The sequence below is a fragment of the Photobacterium sp. TY1-4 genome (assembly GCF_025398175.1).
Lineage (GTDB): Bacteria > Pseudomonadota > Gammaproteobacteria > Enterobacterales > Vibrionaceae > Photobacterium.
Window position 1 is genome coordinate 1004741 of record NZ_CP099734.1, and the last position, 14026, is coordinate 1018766.

At 54.6% G+C, this 14026-nt stretch carries 11 protein-coding genes; 2 read left to right on the forward strand and 9 right to left on the reverse strand.

Annotated elements, in window-relative coordinates:
• The first annotated feature begins 65 nt into the window (after positions 1 to 65).
• A complete protein-coding gene (gene glpQ, locus NH461_RS04950) occupies positions 66 to 1154 on the forward strand; it encodes a glycerophosphodiester phosphodiesterase (RefSeq protein ID WP_261602146.1) in 1089 nt (362 codons plus the stop codon).
• Positions 1155 to 1253: 99 nt separating this feature from the next.
• Here the strand turns inward: glpQ and NH461_RS04955 are convergent, their stop codons facing one another.
• Both NH461_RS04955 and NH461_RS04960 read right to left on the reverse strand, forming a co-directional pair.
• On the reverse strand, positions 1254 to 2099 hold the full coding sequence (locus NH461_RS04955) for an ion transporter (RefSeq protein ID WP_261602147.1): 846 nt from the start codon (positions 2097 to 2099) through the stop codon (positions 1254 to 1256).
• A gap of 83 nt (positions 2100 to 2182) precedes the next feature.
• A complete protein-coding gene (locus tag NH461_RS04960) occupies positions 2183 to 2824 on the reverse strand; it encodes a YchE family NAAT transporter (protein ID WP_261602148.1) in 642 nt (213 codons plus the stop codon).
• A 599-nt stretch (positions 2825 to 3423) separates the two neighbouring features.
• Here NH461_RS04960 and adhE point away from each other — a divergent pair.
• A complete protein-coding gene (adhE, locus tag NH461_RS04965) occupies positions 3424 to 6123 on the forward strand; it encodes a bifunctional acetaldehyde-CoA/alcohol dehydrogenase (protein WP_261602149.1) in 2700 nt (899 codons plus the stop codon).
• A 163-nt stretch (positions 6124 to 6286) separates the two neighbouring features.
• Here the strand turns inward: adhE and NH461_RS04970 are convergent, their stop codons facing one another.
• The 7 genes from NH461_RS04970 to NH461_RS05000 all read right to left on the reverse strand — a co-directional run bounded on the left by NH461_RS04970 (position 6287) and on the right by NH461_RS05000 (position 13955).
• Positions 6287 to 6973: an SDR family oxidoreductase gene (locus NH461_RS04970; protein WP_261602150.1), complete on the reverse strand. Its 687-nt coding sequence runs from the start codon at positions 6971 to 6973 to the stop codon at positions 6287 to 6289.
• 333 nt (positions 6974 to 7306) lie between these two features.
• The gene (locus NH461_RS04975; protein ID WP_261602838.1) at positions 7307 to 7816 is read right to left on the reverse strand and encodes a VC2046/SO_2500 family protein; all 510 of its coding nucleotides are present in this window, start codon (positions 7814 to 7816) and stop codon (positions 7307 to 7309) included.
• A 116-nt stretch (positions 7817 to 7932) separates the two neighbouring features.
• Complete coding sequence (locus NH461_RS04980) at positions 7933 to 9084, reverse strand: MalY/PatB family protein (protein WP_261602151.1); 1152 nt, start codon at positions 9082 to 9084, stop codon at positions 7933 to 7935.
• 137 nt (positions 9085 to 9221) lie between these two features.
• The gene (locus NH461_RS04985; RefSeq protein ID WP_261600266.1) at positions 9222 to 10559 is read right to left on the reverse strand and encodes an IS4 family transposase; all 1338 of its coding nucleotides are present in this window, start codon (positions 10557 to 10559) and stop codon (positions 9222 to 9224) included.
• A 117-nt stretch (positions 10560 to 10676) separates the two neighbouring features.
• Complete coding sequence (locus tag NH461_RS04990; protein WP_261602152.1) at positions 10677 to 11660, reverse strand: alpha-L-glutamate ligase-like protein; 984 nt, start codon at positions 11658 to 11660, stop codon at positions 10677 to 10679.
• A gap of 3 nt (positions 11661 to 11663) precedes the next feature.
• Positions 11664 to 13172, reverse strand: a complete 1509-nt coding sequence (locus tag NH461_RS04995; protein WP_261602153.1) for an inactive transglutaminase family protein — start codon at positions 13170 to 13172, stop codon at positions 11664 to 11666.
• A gap of 9 nt (positions 13173 to 13181) precedes the next feature.
• Positions 13182 to 13955 (reverse strand): ATP-dependent zinc protease, encoded by a 774-nt coding sequence (locus tag NH461_RS05000; RefSeq protein ID WP_261602154.1) that lies wholly within the window; start codon positions 13953 to 13955, stop codon positions 13182 to 13184.
• Positions 13956 to 14026: the final 71 nt, after the last annotated feature.

Consider the following 14026-nt stretch of genomic DNA (forward strand, 5'->3'; position numbering starts at 1 on the left):
GAGCGTTTGTGAGTGTTTGTTTCGCAATCACTCAAAGTTAATCGCTCTGGTATTTGGTGATAATAATGAAGAAGCACACTATTGCTGCGCTGATTGGCGCCAGCTTGTTGACCCCGACGCTGGCTCAAGCCCAGTCCTCCGTTGCCGGCTCTGCAGATGACAAGATTGTCGTTGCTCACCGCGGCGCATCCGGTTACCTGCCGGAGCACACCCTGCCGGCCAAGGCCCTGGCATATGCCATGAAGCCCGACTACATCGAGCAGGATGTGGTGATGACCAAAGATGATCGCCTAGTGGTGCTCCATGACCATTACCTGGATCGTGTGACCAACGTTGCTGCGGTATTCCCGGATCGTGCCCGTCAGGATGGCCGCTACTACGCAATCGACTTTACCCTGGCTGAGATCAAACAGCTGAGCGTCACCGAAGGGTTCAATATCAAAGACGGCAAGCAGGTTCAGGGATTCCCGGACCGTTACCCGATGTGGCAGTCTGATTTCAAAGTGCCGACACTGGAAGAAGAAATCGAAATGATCCAGGGCCTGAATAAGACGCTGGGTTATGATATTGGCATTTATCCTGAAATTAAGGCGCCTTGGTTCCATCACCATGAAGGCAAAGATATCAGCCGTGCGGTGCTGAAGGTGCTCAAGCAATACGGTTACACCACCAAAGCCAGCAAGGTGTACTTGCAGACTTTTGATTTTGATGAGCTGAAGCGCATTCATGATGAGCTGATGCCGGCGATGGGTATGGATGTGAAGCTGGTTCAGTTGATGGCCTATACCGACTGGAACGAAACCATGGTTTACGACAAGAACGACCAGGCCCAGCCGTATAACTATGACTGGATGTTCGCCAAAGGCGGGATGGAAGTGCTGGCCAAGTACGCCGACGGCATCGGCCCATGGAAACCGATGGTGGTTTCGGATGAGTCGACCAAAGGGAATATTAAGCTGACCGGTTTGGTGAAAGCGGCGCATGCCCAAGGGATGCAGGTTCACCCGTATACCTTCCGCAGCGACACCGGCCGCATTCCGGCGTATGCGAATGATTTCAGCGATATGCTGGATATCTTCTATAACACCGCCGACGTTGACGGCGTGTTTACCGACTTCCCGGATAAAGCAGTCCATTTTCTGGAAGCCAAGTAACCTGTATTGGGTTGACTTGTTGTACTGAAAACAAAGCCAGTCGTTGTCGACTGGCTTTTTGCGTATGGGCCGCAGATAACCGGGTTACAGATAGCTGAGTTACAGCTGCTCCGGTAACTTCGTGCCGCATTTTCGGCAGTAGTGGGCATCGGTTTCATGGCCGCTGGCGGAGCAGTTGGTGCACCGGATTAAACTGCGCTGGGTGCGCATTTCCTGGCTGAGCTCGGCGGTAATGATCCCGGTCGGGACGGCGATAATCGAATAACCCAGCAGCATGGTCAGTGAGGCCAGCGCTTTGCCGAGCTCGGTTTGCGGCACGATGTCGCCATAGCCGACCGTCGTGATGGTGACGATTGCCCAGTAAATACTGAGCGGAATACTGGTAAAGCCGTGTTCAGGACCTTCAATGATGAACAGCAGCGAGCCGAGCACCGTCACCAGAATGGCCAGGGTGCTGAAAAAGACCAGAATTTTTCGCTGAGCCATCAGCAGGGAACGCAGCAGAATGTTGGAGTCCTTGAGAAACTGCGCCAATTTCAGGATCCGGAAAATCCGCATCACCCGGATCAGGCGGATGATCAGCAGGTAGTTTGAGCTCGGGAACAGAAAGGCCAGATAGCTTGGCAAAATAGCGATCAGGTCGATGACGCCATAAAAGCTTCGGGCATAGGCCCAGGGCTTGGGCGAACAGTAGAGGCGCAGGCCATATTCAATGGTAAACAGGACGGTAAAGACCCATTCCAGCGCCAGCAGGCTGTCGCCGTATTGCACTGCGACCGACTGAACTGAGGTGAGGATCAGGATCAGCTCGGAACACAGGATCGTCAGGATCAGGGCAATATCGAAATACTGGCCGGCCTTGGTTTGGGTACCGAAGATAATCTCAAACAGTTTCTGTTTTCGGGTGAGTGTTTCCACCGCGGTGTGCCCTTCAAAGTGCTTCATGGCGATAGCATATAAGGGAACGTGTTGATAAACAATGGAATGAAAAGCCAAGGCGGGCAGACATGCCCGCCGAAGCGTGTGGATTAAGCGGCCAGCCCGGGGAACAGGGCGCGCAGGCCGTTGGCGATGAACTCGATACCGAGTGCTGCCAGGATCAGACCCATGATCCGGGTGATGACGTTAATCCCGGTTTGGCCAAGGAAACGGACAATGATCGGTGCCGCCCGAAACAGTAACCAACATCCCAGGGCAAACAGCGCGATGGTGGTGATGATCCCCAGCGTACTGCCGAGACCCGGATAACGTGAGCCGTAGACAATGGTGGAGCTGATCGCACCTGGTCCGGCCATCAGCGGCATGGCGAGCGGGACCACACCGACTTGCTCACGGCTGATCGATTCTGATTTTTCCTGCTTGTTCTGTTTATCTTCACCCAGCTTACCGCTCATCATCGAGAAGGCGATGCTGAGCAACAGCAGGCCGCCGGCGACCCGGAATGAATCGAGGGAAATACTGAACATATCCAGCAAAAACTGGCCGGCCAGCAGCGAGACGGTCAGGATCACGGCGACGGCAAGATTGGCGGTAATGGCGGTTTTGCTCCGTTCCTCGGCATTCATATGGCCGGTCAGGGAGACAAAGACCGGCATGATACCGATCGGGTTGACGGCGGCGATCAGGCCGACAAAAAACTGTAAAAATATCGCGATATCGATTGTTTGCATGGTGGTTCATTTACCGGATAAGGAAGGGCTGAGTCTGAAAATCGGCGCTACTTTAAGGCAAAGTTCTAACCAGCTCCAATAAAAAAAATTATTTCTCTCCTTACGAATAATTATCAGTGAAGATTGTGTTACTTGGCTGTAAAGCGGTTGCAATATGAATTACGCTAAATGGGTAGTTGATGTGCAAGCAAGGCTGATTTTGTTGCGAACTTGATGGCGGGCTGAGTGAACCACGGCGGGAACATATGAGTAAAAATGTAGATTTATTACGAAATATTATTCTGCGGCTGTCCGTCATGATGATCAGGGAACAAACGTGCTTCAATAGGAAACAGATGAAACCAATTCCTATTTCTTGTAAGTGGTTGTTTTATTTGTATTTGTTGTGACACGTAAATTTTGTCTGCTCCTTTAGAGGGACAACTGATCTAAATCAATTTTTTTCACGCAGTGAAACAATATAATCAGTTTTGAAAGCAATTTACTAAGTATGTGTGTTATCGGATTGTAGAGAAAGCGTGTTGTCTGAACCCGGTAGCCTGAAGGAATGAAGACGTATCCTTATTAAAAAGTTTTCAATATTAAGTTAGGAGTTAACTATGCCTGTCACAAATATGGCTGAATTAGATGCAATGGTTGCGCGTGTCAAAGCTGCTCAGAAAGAGTTTGCGACTTACTCTCAAGAGCAAGTTGACAAAATTTTCCGTGCCGCTTCACTGGCTGCGAACAATGCACGTATTCCTCTGGCCCAACAGGCTGTTGCTGAATCCGGCATGGGTATTGTTGAAGATAAAGTGATTAAAAACCACTTTGCCTCCGAGTTTATCTACAACAAATACAAGGACGAGAAAACCTGCGGGATCCTGGACGAAGACGATAATCTGGGTACCATGACGATTGCAGAGCCGGTCGGCATCATCTGCGGTATCGTGCCGACCACGAACCCAACGTCGACAGCAATCTTCAAGTCTCTGATTTCCCTGAAAACCCGTAACGCGATTATTTTCTCGCCACACCCACGTGCCAAAGAATCAACCAACGCGGCTGCGAAATTGGTCCTCGATGCGGCGGTCGCGGCGGGTGCGCCAAAAGACATTATCGGCTGGATCGATCAGCCTTCGGTTGAACTGTCCAATGCGCTGATGAAGCATGATGACATCAACCTGATCCTGGCCACCGGTGGCCCGGGCATGGTGAAAGCGGCTTACTCTTCCGGTAAACCAGCGATCGGTGTTGGTGCGGGTAACGTGCCGGTTGTGATTGACGAAACTGCCGATATCAAACGTGCGGTGGCGTCTATCCTGATGTCGAAGACCTTCGATAACGGTGTTGTGTGTGCTTCTGAGCAGGCAGCGATTGTGGTTGATTCTGTGTATGACGAAGTGAAAGAGCGCTTTGCATCGCACAAAGGTTATGTCCTGAACAAAGCCGAAGCCGAGAAAGTGCGCAATGTGCTGCTGATTGAAGGCAACCTGAATGCCAACATCGTGGGTCAGCCTGCAACTAAGATCGCCGAAATGGCTGGCGTGAAAGTACCGGCAGATACCAAGGTGCTGATTGGTGAAGGGCTGGGTAAAGTTTCTTACGATGATGCATTTGCGCACGAGAAACTGTCTCCGACACTGGGCCTGTTCCGTGCCACTGACTTTGAAGATGCGGTTGCCCAAGCGGTGACTATGGTCGAGATCGGCGGTATCGGTCACACCTCAGGTCTGTACACCAACCAGGATGTGAACCAGGACCGTATCCGTTACTTCGGTGACAAGCTGAAAACAGCGCGTATTCTGGTCAACATCCCGACGACGCACGGGGGGATCGGTGACCTGTACAACTTCAACGTTGCACCGTCTCTGACACTGGGTTGTGGTTCTTGGGGCGGTAACTCAATTTCTGAGAACGTGGGTCCGAAGCACCTGATCAACAAGAAGACAGTAGCGAAGCGAGCTGAGAATATGCTGTGGCACAAACTACCGAAATCAATTTACTTCCGTCGCGGCAGCCTGCCGATTGCCCTGAGCGACCTGGAAGGTAAGAAACGTGCATTCCTGGTCACAGACCGCTTCTTGTTCAACAACGGTTATGCCGATGAAGTGGTTAGCCTGCTGAAAGCACAAGGCATGGAAGTTCAGACGTTCTTCGATGTTGAAGCGGATCCAACCCTGTCTGTGGTTGAGAAAGGTGCCGAAGCCATGAAAAGCTTCCAGCCTGACGTGATTCTGGCGCTGGGTGGTGGTTCACCAATGGATGCCGCGAAAATCATGTGGGTGATGTACGAGCATCCGGAAACGCACTTCGAAGAGCTGGCGATGCGCTTTATGGATATCCGTAAACGTATCTACAAGTTCCCGAAAATGGGTGAGAAGGCCGAGCTGGTATGTATCACCACCACTTCAGGGACCGGTTCAGAAGTCACGCCGTTTGCGGTCGTCACGGACGACAAAACGGGTGCCAAATACCCGCTGGCAGACTACGAGCTGACACCACAAATGGCGATTGTTGATGCCAACCTGGTGATGAACATGCCGAAGTCACTGACTGCCTTTGGTGGTTACGATGCGGTGACGCACGCGCTGGAAGCCTACGTATCCGTGCTGGCGAACGAGTACTCTGACGGTCAGGCACTGCAAGCGCTGAAGATGCTGAAAGAATATCTGCCTTCAAGCTACGCCAATGGCGCCAACGACCCGATTGCCCGTGAGAAAGTGCACAATGCCGCGACCATTGCCGGTATCGCGTTTGCCAACGCCTTCCTGGGTGTCTGTCACTCCATGGCGCACAAAATCGGTGCTGAGTTCCACCTGCCGCACGGCCTGGCGAATGCCCTGTTGATTTCGAATGTGGTGCGTTACAACGCGAACGATAACCCAACCAAGCAGACGGCGTTCTCTCAGTATGACCGCCCACAGGCTCGCCGCCGTTATGCGGAAGTGGCCGACCATCTGGGTCTGTCTCTGCCGGGTGATCGTACAGCACAGAAAATCGAGCGTCTGCTGGAATGGCTGGACGAGCTGAAGACAAATCTGGAAATTCCGAAGTCGATTCAGGCTGCCGGTGTACCAGAGTCTGACTTCCTGGCCAAGCTGGATGAGCTGTCTGTCGAAGCATTCGATGACCAGTGTACCGGTGCGAACCCTCGCTACCCACTGATCAGCGAACTGAAAGATGTCTTGGTTGCCTCTTACTACGGGAAGGCATACGTGGAAGGTGAAACGTTCGAAGGCACTACGGTGATCAAAAAGAAAGCCGATCAGAAGCCAGCTGAAGCACCGAAAGGGAAAAAAGCAGCTGCCACGGCTTAAGATGTAAAATCAGTTGTTATAGCTAGCGCACTTGCTGTACAACGCACGACGAGCCCGCCGATATGGCGGGCTTTTTTTGTTTTGAAAACAGCGATGGCGGGGTGTGTGGTCGTGAGGTATTCGAGCTGGCGTTCGGTCTCAGTTTTTGGTCTGCGATGTCGGGTTAACCGGCCTCGGCTTCAATCATCCGGCCGTTAAAGTAATCATTAGCCACGATATATTCGGCGCAGCGGACAATTTCATATTGCATCGGCAGGCTGAGGGCACAGTCGGTCTGACAAGGTTGGCGCTCCAGGCACAACGGCACGACGCCACCGACCCGGATATTGAATTCGGCCAGCTCTTTGGCCCAGCTTTGGGTCAGCCCGGAAATCATGGCTTTCGAGCTGCTGTTGGTGGGCTGGTCGGGGGTGAGGTAGCTGGCGGCCAGGTTGATGATCACCCCTTCACTGTGGTGTTCGCGCATGTAGCTGGCGGTGTGTTTTCCGAAAATGAAAAAAGGCGTCGCGCCTTCGATCATTGAGCGGCAAAAGCGGTCGACGGAGGTTGGCTCGAGCAAGGAAGGCAGTTCGGCGTTGTGCCAGTAGTTAATCAACACATCAATGGCCCCGAATCGGTGGTCGATATCCCGGATCAGCTGGGCGATCGACGTTTCGTCCTGAGCCGTGAGTAAAAACGTATCGGAATCTCCACCGGCACACAGACATGCCTGTTGCACTTGCGCCAGTCGCGATGCTTCGATATCGACCAGCGCCAGTTTGGCGCCGAGGGACGCAAAGTGAAGTGAAATCGCTTTACCCATTGGGCAGCCGGCAGCCGTGACGACAATAACTGATTGCGCGATATTCATAACCTGTCTTCCCCTCGTCGTTTCGGGTCATTATCTGAATTTAAAGGACAAAACCGTCGGTTGTTCGGGTGTCCTGTGATTTGTGCCGCTGTTGCTTTGGTCTCGGTTGACGATCATCATGATACGCTGGCCGGCACGGTACCGATCACTGCCACGCTTCAGTTTGCATCGTGACACTGACCCGGGTTGTGAACTGTGAAAAAGTGCCCAGTTCCCTTACGTCCCGTAACAATGTTAGTGAAGTGTGAGCAGGGTGCGTTTCGGGCATCACAAAGCTATGACGCCTATCACGAAAAGAGCGGGCGTCATCGCAGGTTCACGGGGACGTCTTGTTCAGGCGATTCGCTGCATTTCGGCGTAGCGCTTGGCCTGGATCAGGGAGATATACAGATCCTGCGGGGAAGCCTGGATACCGGCTTCTTCTTTGGGCGGCAGCGTCCGGCGTTCATGGCCGGAAAGGTTGTGGTAGACCTCTTCGGGAAATCCTTTGGTCCCTTGCGGCGGAAAGTCGAGGGCAATGGGTTGCAGGCCCTGAAGCAGGCGGACATCACTCAGGCCGCCTTGGTGGAAGGTGGCCGCCTGTGCGGCGCTGTTCTCGTAACAGTGCTCTGAGGCTGTGAGCGGCGGTGGGGGCCGGAGCTCAAAGTAAGCCCGCAGCTCTGCTTCCGTTTTTCCCGGAGCGGGGGCGGCATCCACCGGGACAGTTTCCAGCTGATCCGGCGACAGCATGGCCAGCATCAACGCAAAGTCAGCCCGGCGACCGCCTTCAACCGCATGGTTGAGGTGGCTGCCCAGCTGTCCTTCGTGGACGAGCAGTGCTTTGTCGAGGGTATGGACCTGCATGGACGACACGGTTTCGCTCCGGTAAATCTGGGTTCAACTGGAAATGAGTCTTACCTGATGTATCGGAGCGAGCCGTCAGAACTTTAAGTTTTTTTACCCGGCGTGGTTAAGCGGTGCTAGCCGAGCGCATCGATAGCCGCCTGCATCCGATCCAGGGCTTCATTCAGGGTCTGGCTGGTACAGGCAAAATTGAGCCGGACAAAACCGGGGTTTCCGAAGTCTGCCCCCGGTGACAGCCCGACACCGGCCTGCTCGAAAAATTTGAACGGGCTGGGGACGGGCAGGGCCGAGGCGTCAATCCAGGCCAGGTAGGTGGCCTCAATCGGGTGCAATTTGAGATAGGGCATGGCGTTGATGCGCGTGGTCAGCCGGTCCCGGTGCTGGCGCAGAAACGCCAGTTGCTGCTCCAGCCAGGGCTGGCAGCTTTCATAGGCTGCCTGCGCCGCAGTATACGCCAGCACGTTGACTTCGGGGACGATGCCGGCCTTGGTCTTGAGAAAGCGGCGGCGCAGTGCTGGATCCGGAATAATGGCCATGGACGCGCCCAGTCCGGCAATATTGAAGGTTTTGCTCGGAGCGATCAGGGTGACCGAGCGTTGTGCGGCGCTGTCGCTGAGGCTGGCGAAAGGGATATGCCGGGCGTCAGGATCCAGGATCAAATCACTGTGAATTTCATCGGCGCAGACAAACAGATCATGCTGCTCGGCAAACGCCAGGATGTCCTGAAGCTCTTTTCGGCGGAACACGGTGCCCCCCGGATTGAGCGGATTACACAGCAACATCAGTTTCGAATCCGGTGTAACGTCGGTCTGGTCCAGATCCAGCCCCCAGCGCTGATCCTGCAAGGTGACCGGGGCGATGGTAAGCGGCCGCTCGGCGAGCTTGGCTGCGGAGAGAAACGGCGGGTAAATCGGTTTGGGGCTGATCACCCCTTCCCCCGAGGCTGTGAGCGCCCGGACGGTCAGGTTAATGCCGCACACCAGGCCCGGCAGATAGACGATCCAATCCGGCTCAATACGCCACTGATAGCGTTGCCACATTCGCTCGATCAGCAATTCGGTCAGCCGCTCCGGAGCCCGGCCATAGCCAAACACGCCATGGTCGACGTGGCGGTGAAGCGCATCCGTAATGGCTTGCGGGACTTTGAAATCGCTGTCAGCCACCCACATGGGCAGGACATCCCGATCTTTGTACTTGTGCCATTTTACGCTGTTGCTGTTGCGGCGATCGACCGGTTGGTCGAAAAGCGGTTGTGGTGTCGGTGCCATTCTGAAGATCCCGTCGGTGGCGGTGATGAGGGTCTATCTTATACCAATCCGGCGCGAGATTGACGGATTTAATGCGCCTGGATGCGTATTGGTGGAGAGGGGCGTCGAAAAAGCCCCGGGCGGGACCGCAATGCAGTTCACTTAAGGGGAGCTGCATGGCGATTAACCGGGTAGCGGGTCTTTGATATCTTAACTGCCCTGGGCCTAGATGGCCTGGGGCGATTTTCCTTGAAGAGCACTGACAGGTCCCCCCGTAGTGCCTTTAGCCTCTTGGGCGTGTTTCCCGGTGACAGTGCCTTACTCATTACCCTGAGCTGACTTGCAATAAACTGGCAGGCGTACTTGAAGCTTATTTCTGTGGGGGCTCTGTCATGCGCCACAGCCGCCTGGCTTGCCTCTCTCCTGACCAGGTTGTAGCCGAGAAGCAACCCCCATAACTCTTGATAAACCAGCTCGACCGTTTTGCTCCGCAAGGTAAGAGAATTGTGCTGCATGGAGCTCTTTATATCGCGGTAGCCCAGTTCAATCTCCCAGCGTTCGTGGTATAGGGTGGCAACCTGCTCGGCGCTGTACATCTCTCTTGGCAGGGAGGTGAAAACCGTTTTCTCTTTCCCGTCTACCTCATAGGTGACTGCCCGTACCTGCCATTTCTCAGGAAGGGTCGGATTCTTCTTTCTCGCTTGGGGCGAGACCTTCATCTCGATAAGGTTGTCATTGGTTTCCTCCTCGTCGAGAAGTGTGTATACCACGCCTTTTTTAGCAGGAATAAGCCAATGTCGGTTTGCCCCGCTGGCAGAGATGCCCAGCAACAGGCTTGCTCCGTAAAATCCCTTATCCAGCAAAGTCACCGAGTTATCCGGCAGCGAGTTGATAAAGGGTTGGGCCAGCGGTATTTCACCTCGGCGATAAGGGCTGATATCGGCATCAATGATGATATGGGAACGCACGTTCATCATGGTGACAAGACGGAGTACAGGGTAAGGTGTCTGGCGCTTTCCGGATGTGTTTCCCGAACCGAAGTGTTCGCGAAGCCCGGGGGTATCCGGGGTCCTGAACAGAGCCCCATCAACAGCAAAAACCTGAAGTTTATTCCAGCTGTCTTCCGGGTACCTTTCTTTACCCCATACCTGAGCACACTGTTTGAACAGCCATTTAGGCGCTTCCTTTCCCAGTCGCTGACGGGCTTGTGTCAGAGCACTCTTGGCCAGGAGTTCCTCGTTTGCCAACCCTTCGGCACAGACATTCATACGGCGGGCCACTTCAGCTATAGGCTCATTGCGGAAAAAGGCCATACCGACAATAAGCCAGAGCACCATATCACTGGGGAGCCGTCTTCGTCTGATGGTTGCCTGAGTCGATAAAGATGTAGCTCTGGCAACCCACTCGTCGGGAACGTGTTCAGAGAAAGTGGTCAGCTGGGAGATATCGACAGGAGACTCTTCAAGAAAATCTGTGAGTGCGGAAGCTAAGGGCATAAAAAAACCGGAAACCAGTAAATGATTTCCGATTTTGACGCATCAGAAGGATCAGTCAACCGATCCTTAACTGATCAGCATTGCGGGCGGGACCGGGGCTGAAATGGAAAGAAAAAATCACTCGAACAGAGGATGGCTCCCGAATTGCTCGGCAGCGTAGTCGACCCGTTGCTCCGGGGTCAGCGGCAAATTGGGGGTGCCGAGGTTTTCAATATGGTGCAGCCGGGGCAGCAGGCCGCACCCGTTGGCGGTTTGGATCGCTAGCCCCGGACGGGCGTTGAGCTCGAGTACCATCGGACCTTTGACTTTATCCAGCACCATATCGGTGCCCATGTAGCCCAGCCCGGCCATTTCCCAGGCGCTGGCGGCCAGGGTCAGCAGCCGGTGCCAGTCCGGCACCACCAGCTCGCTCAGTAACCGGCCGGTATCCGGGTGCCGCTCGACCGGATGGTCAAACTGGACCGCCCGGACGGCTTTGCCGGTGGCGATGTCGAGCCCGACCCCTACCGCGCCCTGGTGGAGGTTGGCCTTGCCGTCGGATGCCGCAGTGGAGCAGCGCATCATCGCCATTACCGGATACCCTTTGAACACAATGACCCGGATATCCGGCACCCCTTCAAAGCTGAAGCCGTCGAAGACGTCATCGAACTGGATCAGGTTTTCCACCATGGCCACATCGTTTTTCCCGCCGAGTGAGAACAGGCCGGCCAGGGTATTGGTGATGTGTCGTTCCACATCCTGCTTGTTGATCTCGACCCCGGACGGTTTCACATAAATTCCGTCCTTGTGTTTGACCACCACCAGGATCCCTTTGCCGCCGGAGCCCTGGGCGGGTTTGATCACAAAGCCGGGCCAGTCCTTGACCATCTCATGGATACGTTTGACGTACACCTGGCTGTCGATCACGCCGATCAGCTCGGGCACCGTGGCGCCGGCACGCTGGGCAATCCGTTTGGTTTTCAGCTTGTCATCCACCAGCGGATACAGGCTACGGTCATTGTAGCGGCCGATATAGCTGTGATTGCGCTTGTTCATGCCCATGATGCCGCGCTGGTGCAGCTTGAAGGGTGACGTGAACTGGGAAAACAGGGATGACATCATAGCTTAACTCTCCGCCAGCGGTTTGAAGCGACGCAACTCGCTCAGGCGGTAGCCGGTGTAGTTCCCCAGCATCAGGATCAGCGCCAGCACAATCAGTTGAATCCCGATAAAGTTGAAGGTGAGGTGGCGCACCAGGCCGTTGGTCATGGCCAGGTAGACCAGCACAGCCGTCAAGAGGGAGCCACCGCCCTGGATCAGCACTTCTTTGGCGCCTTCTTCTTCCCACAGAATCGACATCCGTTCGATGGTCCAGGACAGGATGATCATCGGGAAGAAAGTGATCGACAAGCCTTCGACCAGGCCGATCTTAAAGGCGACCACGGCAAAGACGGAGATGATCAGGATCACCGTGATGATCACCGCCGAGATCCGGGCCACCAGCAACAGGTTCAGCCGGGAAAGGTAGCTGCGGATAATGAGGCCGGTGCCGACAATCAGCAGGAACCCGAGGATCCCGGGCAGTAGTTGGGTCTGGACAAAGGCCACTGCGATCAGCACCGGCATAAAGGTCCCGGAGGTCTTCAAGCCGACAATAATGCGCAGGAAGACCACCACCAAGGCCCCGATGGGGACCAGCATAATGGTCTTGAACATGGCTTGTTCTTCAACCGGCAGGCTGTGGATCGAAAAGTTCAGCAAATCTTCGGCCTGAATTTTATCCCGGGTTGCCTGCTGGGGCGTAATGTCCTGGGCGATGATCGAAAAGCTGATGTTGGAATTGCGCCCGCCGATCACATCCAGCAGGGAGTGGCCGTGCTGGTTCCAGACCAGGATGTTCTCCGGTCGGCCTTCGCGGCCGGATTGCGGATCGAACAGGTTCCAGTTTTCACCGTCCCACACCTCCAGCATTGGGTTGATGCTCTGGCGGCGGCGGCCGTCTTCCAGCTGCAGGCCACCGACCATCCGGGTATGGATCCCTTCGAGCGATAGCAGGTTCATGATGGCTTGCTCGCGGCTCATGCTGTTGAGCAGCAGCGACGCATTCTGGTTGGATTTGTCGTTCAGGGCTTTGATCAGCTCCCGGGTCAGGGTGACGTTGTCGGCCGACAGGCTGCGGGCGCGGCTCAGCAGGGCTGCCGCGGCGGTCTGCTGCGGGTTGTCCATGCTGACCGACAACGGAACATCGTTATTCGGGGGCTCGATACTGAAGCTGGCCTGACGGTCTACCAGCATCTGGGTTTTGTAATAAAGGACTTGCTTGCCGGATGCTTCGCGGATGGACCATTCGGCCCGGCGGCCCATATCGGTGTCAATCAGGGCGACACCGTAACCCGGCGAGGAGGTGCTCTCATCAATCAGGGTAAATCCCTGCTGGGTTTCCGGGGCGGCCATTGAGACTTTGACCGGATCGCCGATGGCATCGAATTCGATCCGGGCTTCCAGTTCCCACAGCGCACGTTTTTCACCCGGCGTCCAAGGCACGCCGTACACGTCATGGCGGTACAGGCTCAGCGCCGCGCCCGCAATAACGAGTAACGTGATTAAGAAATAAAACGGGATTCTAGACGACATGACAGCCTCTTAATTTGTTGTTGGTATTCTCTGTTCGTTCATTCCCTGGACAAATTTTTTGCCGACATCCACTAAAGCAATATCTTTGAAGAACTCGCGGCCTAACAGGACCGGATAAGTCATCTGGCTGCGATCCGCGAGGGTAAATTGCGTTTTCTCATGCAACTGTCCCAGTTTCAGCCAGGCTTCGATCACCGGCCGCCGTGTCGGCTCCTCGAGTGCGGACTGGCGGATTTTTACCCAGCGGACAATCGGGGCCTCGATAATTTCCGGTTTGGCATGCGGGTTATCCTCAGCATGGTTTAAATTGAAGCGGACCCACTCTTTTCCGTCCCGTTCAAAGACCTGGATATCAACGGCATTGAGCGATGACGTGGTGGCACCGGTATCGACTCTGGCTTTAAAGAACGATTGTATTGAGTCTAGCCAAACCCATTCTTCTTCGCCCAAAATCACTTTTCCATGAGCTACTTTTGCTTCCCGGGCCGGATCAGTCAGCTTGACGGAGTCCTGTTTTTTGCCTTGATAGACCGGGGCTGGCGCAGCCTGAGGTTGCGGCGGGCGGGAGAGCTCTGTAGAAATCGCTGAAAGTTCTTTTTCCAGGTTCGCAATGTACTCATTTTGCTCGTCAATTTGCTGGATCATGGTTGCAAGCTGATAGTTCACCCGGTTTTCCATCGTGTTGATGGCCTGCATGGTTTTTTCGTGTTGATTGTCGGCTTTCGTGAGTGTGCAGCCGGAAAGCAGGGCGACGGTGAACAAAGGCACATAGCGGCGCAACATGAGAACTCCTGGGCGTTTTATTATTTCTATGAGTAACAGTCGAGTATTGTGTGGTTGAAATATCGCTACCG

Coding starts and splice junctions, on each gene's coding strand:
- glpQ (WP_261602146.1), top strand. CDS start 66: ATGAAGAAGCACACTATTGCTGCGCTGATTGGCGCCAGCTTGTTGACC.
- NH461_RS04955 (WP_261602147.1), bottom strand. CDS start 2,099: ATGAAGCACTTTGAAGGGCACACCGCGGTGGAAACACTCACCCGAAAA.
- NH461_RS04960 (WP_261602148.1), bottom strand. CDS start 2,824: ATGCAAACAATCGATATCGCGATATTTTTACAGTTTTTTGTCGGCCTG.
- adhE (WP_261602149.1), top strand. CDS start 3,424: ATGCCTGTCACAAATATGGCTGAATTAGATGCAATGGTTGCGCGTGTC.
- NH461_RS04970 (WP_261602150.1), bottom strand. CDS start 6,973: ATGAATATCGCGCAATCAGTTATTGTCGTCACGGCTGCCGGCTGCCCA.
- NH461_RS04975 (WP_261602838.1), bottom strand. CDS start 7,816: ATGCAGGTCCATACCCTCGACAAAGCACTGCTCGTCCACGAAGGACAG.
- NH461_RS04980 (WP_261602151.1), bottom strand. CDS start 9,084: ATGGCACCGACACCACAACCGCTTTTCGACCAACCGGTCGATCGCCGC.
- NH461_RS04985 (WP_261600266.1), bottom strand. CDS start 10,559: ATGCCCTTAGCTTCCGCACTCACAGATTTTCTTGAAGAGTCTCCTGTC.
- NH461_RS04990 (WP_261602152.1), bottom strand. CDS start 11,660: ATGATGTCATCCCTGTTTTCCCAGTTCACGTCACCCTTCAAGCTGCAC.
- NH461_RS04995 (WP_261602153.1), bottom strand. CDS start 13,172: ATGTCGTCTAGAATCCCGTTTTATTTCTTAATCACGTTACTCGTTATT.
- NH461_RS05000 (WP_261602154.1), bottom strand. CDS start 13,955: ATGTTGCGCCGCTATGTGCCTTTGTTCACCGTCGCCCTGCTTTCCGGC.